Below are 3,209 nucleotides of genomic sequence, written 5' to 3' on the forward strand. Positions count from 1 at the left end.
TTTTCACTTGCTTTGAGGCATTATTTTAAAAATACTATATGATTATTTTATATAAAATGTATATTATTGTAAATAAAAATTAATTTATTAGCATATTACTTTATAGTAGAGACAAAAAGAGACAGGCTCTCCTCTTGCACTACTCTTAATTTTCAGTATCTCACTTACAAACAGGTAGTATTCCTCCTGTTGACTAAGATACCACATGTTCCATAATGTCTAGGATTCAGATTACTAACCTAAACAAATGTGGTCTCTGTAATTACTATGTTAAACGTTACTATAAAGCATTTTCGTGAATAAAAAAGGACGAGCATTTTTTTAGTATGCTCGTCCTTTTTTATTGTTTTAGATACCCATTTCGCAGAAGTAGTTATAAAGTCCGGCTACAATTAAAAATGCTGCGCGCTCTAGTTGCTCTTCATCATCTAGCCATCCTTTATGGATTTGGTCAAGTTCAATTAATACTTTTGCTCCTGCAACATTTGTATCTCTAATTAATTGCAAAGTCTCCTTCCCAAACTCCTGCGTGAGCAATATAAGTTGCATACTTTCTTTGAAGACTTCTAGCCAATGTCTTGGAGGCTTTTCCGTTCACAGGATAAAACATACCAGCTCTTCCAGTTTCAGTATTTACATGAATACTAAGTAATACATCGACACCCGGGAATTTATTAATGTAGTCTACTCGTTTATTAATGTCGTCGTCTGCATCTTTACCATCAAAATCTTTATCATGGCTACGTGTCAAAAATACTCTTGCTGCACCTTCATCTTTAAGCATATCTCGGAGAATTTTACTAAGTTTTAAAGTAATCTCCTTCTCCATACGGTTTTTGTAAGTTTTTTCTGGAAAATCGCCACCATGCCCTGGGTCAATAAGAAATCTTTTTCCTGTCAAATCCACTAGAATCCCACCTTTATATAAATTGGAGTATTCTGGCCAGAATTTCCTCTCATATATAAAGGTAAAAATCTAATTGATAATACAACGGGGATTATAATTTTTTTACTAATTTAATGCATATTTATAATTTGCTTAGAGAATTCGTTCATTTTTTTTTGATAAGCTTCGATTTTGGTGAAGTCTTTTATATTCATTTCAGCTTTTCCGCCTTCAACATTGTCCTTAACATAGTAGGTTTCATAAATGATACTTTCTAGTTCGTCTATCATACTCTTTATCTCATTTTGTTCTTGAATTTTATCCTCGCTTGATCCAATTGAACTATAGTTCTTTTCAAGTTTTGAAAAAATAGCTTGCCAATCGTTTGCAATTGATTTCAGAGAATCATTACTTACAATACTATCAATTATTGTAGAATACTCCTTTATTTCTACAAGTTTCTTCTCAATATCATTTATACTCTCAATATTAAGTTTGTCTGAATTAAGTATTTTATCTATTTTGTCGTATGTAGTTAAGAGAAGAAATAAATTATGTCCCACAATAGATTCTAGCTTTAATTCAGCAGATTTTTTATCGTGTTGAAGACTATACACATACATACCAATCAATAACAAAATCACTGATACTACGATTTTTTTCATTATGCAATCCTCCTGGTATTTGGTGGATAACACTTCTGTTTAAACTGTTGGTACATGATTTTTCCTCTGGCTAGTTATGATTTTATAATGACAAGAGAGATATCAAAAATGGTATTGGCAAGCAACAAACTCTCTGAAAAGCGAACGGAAATCACTTGATTCGAAATATTCTGCACAACTTGAAGAAACATCTACAAATCCCAAATTATAGAAGGCTAACTTAGTTCAATTATACCATCAGGGGTTGTAATTAGTACATATAACACAAACCAAGTAATCATTACATAGATTACTTGGTTTGTTATTCGTTTCATATAATTAATCCTTTACATCTACCAGATGATACATGATTTCACATTGATGAGTACAGACGGTAGTCCAAAAGTGGATTTACCGTTTTTTGCTTTTATCATTTTTTCTTTTCGTCATACTATTGGATATTTATGTTAAAGTAGATATTATCAGAGTGTTCACTTTAATCGACGACACAGAAAAAGACAAGTTGTGTTATGCATAATGCAATAATCAAGAGGAGGTTCCACATATTGAAATAAAGGAGATGTAAGCCTTGAAAAAAATTTATATCCTTATTTTCTCTCTCATCGGAATTTTTGCACTCAGTAACCTTATTTATTTTCCAGGATTAAAAGTAAAGTCGTTTGACGAACTTGGTTGGTTCAATAAAGAAAAGATCACTTATCTGAGTATCAAAAAATATAATGATAATGATAATGAATACGTAGAACTAACTACCGAAGATATTCAAAAAGTACTAAATGATTTCTCTAAAATGGAACTTCGAAAAATAAAAAGACAATCTGATGCTTTTGATTCTGTTTCGAAAAATGAAAATGAAGAATCACCTAAATACGCTATTGATCTGAAAGAAAATAACCAGGACATTGGCACAATATATCTTAATGTCACCAACTATATAAAGTTCTATCAGAATGCTAAGGAAGAGGTAGACATATATAAAATTGTAAATAACCCAGACCTAGAGATTCACGCTGTTTACGAATCTGCAAGAAATAAATGACCTATCTTCCACATAAACTTCCGAACAACCCCCTTTTTAAATTACACGTCTGTCCAGCCGCCCTTACCGAAACTGCGAATAGCTAATCCCTTGCCGGTAATGAGGCGAATGTCGTCATAGTCCATAAACGGGAATTCGATCTCAATCCTTTTTATTTGCGAATTTCTTTCCATCCAACGACGAGTTTTATGCAAGTCTCTAACCGCGTCCTCCATATTATCTTTAAGATCGCTCCGCAAATTTGGTGATAAAGATGCAACCAAACCAACAACACATACCGCGATGGCAATCTGTCCACTAAGACCGAACACAAGGGCAGCGAGAGCAGATCCAAGAGAAATATTACTTGCCAGTTTATTATCATTCATCTGGATTACACCATACTCTGAAAATAATGTTCTAGACTCGAAAAATAAAGTATTAGACTGTGAAAATATAGTTATAGACTAAGAAAATAAAGATTTAGACTCACTGAGAGTTATTACGTTAACGGGCAGGATAGTGGAATAAGATCGGTTGTGGTAATAGCGTTTGTGGAGTAATATTGTAATAATTCCAATTTTTTCATTTGAAAAATAATATGAGGGTGGGGTTTCTTGCAAAGATTGAATTTAATTAC

At 32.5% G+C, this 3,209-nt stretch carries 5 protein-coding genes; 1 reads left to right on the plus strand and 4 read right to left on the minus strand.

Annotated elements, in window-relative coordinates:
• Window positions 1–348 precede the first annotated feature (348 nt).
• The 3 genes from LM917_RS19720 to LM917_RS19730 all read right to left on the minus strand — a co-directional run bounded on the left by LM917_RS19720 (window position 349) and on the right by LM917_RS19730 (window position 1,551).
• Window positions 349–507, minus strand: coding sequence for a hypothetical protein (locus LM917_RS19720; protein WP_232699444.1), 159 nt, complete (start codon window positions 505–507; stop codon window positions 349–351).
• Window positions 494–907, minus strand: a complete 414-nt coding sequence (locus LM917_RS19725) for an N-acetylmuramoyl-L-alanine amidase (protein ID WP_232699445.1) — start codon at window positions 905–907, stop codon at window positions 494–496. The genes LM917_RS19720 and LM917_RS19725 overlap by 14 nt, the downstream gene beginning before the upstream one ends.
• A gap of 110 nt (window positions 908–1,017) precedes the next feature.
• Window positions 1,018–1,551 carry a hypothetical protein gene (locus tag LM917_RS19730; RefSeq protein WP_232699446.1) on the minus strand — a complete coding sequence of 178 codons (534 nt, stop codon included), beginning with the start codon at window positions 1,549–1,551 and terminating at the stop codon, window positions 1,018–1,020.
• A 568-nt stretch (window positions 1,552–2,119) separates the two neighbouring features.
• Between LM917_RS19730 and LM917_RS19735 the strand changes: the two genes are divergently transcribed.
• Window positions 2,120–2,590, plus strand: a complete 471-nt coding sequence (locus tag LM917_RS19735; protein WP_232699447.1) for a hypothetical protein — start codon at window positions 2,120–2,122, stop codon at window positions 2,588–2,590.
• 41 nt (window positions 2,591–2,631) lie between these two features.
• Here LM917_RS19735 and LM917_RS19740 read toward each other — a convergent pair whose 3' ends face one another.
• The gene (locus tag LM917_RS19740; RefSeq protein WP_232699448.1) at window positions 2,632–2,958 is read right to left on the minus strand and encodes a hypothetical protein; all 327 of its coding nucleotides are present in this window, start codon (window positions 2,956–2,958) and stop codon (window positions 2,632–2,634) included.
• Between the last annotated feature and the right edge of the window lie 251 nt (window positions 2,959–3,209).

Source organism: Brevibacillus daliensis (genome assembly GCF_021245735.1).
Lineage (GTDB): Bacteria > Bacillota > Bacilli > Brevibacillales > Brevibacillaceae > Brevibacillus_B > Brevibacillus_B daliensis.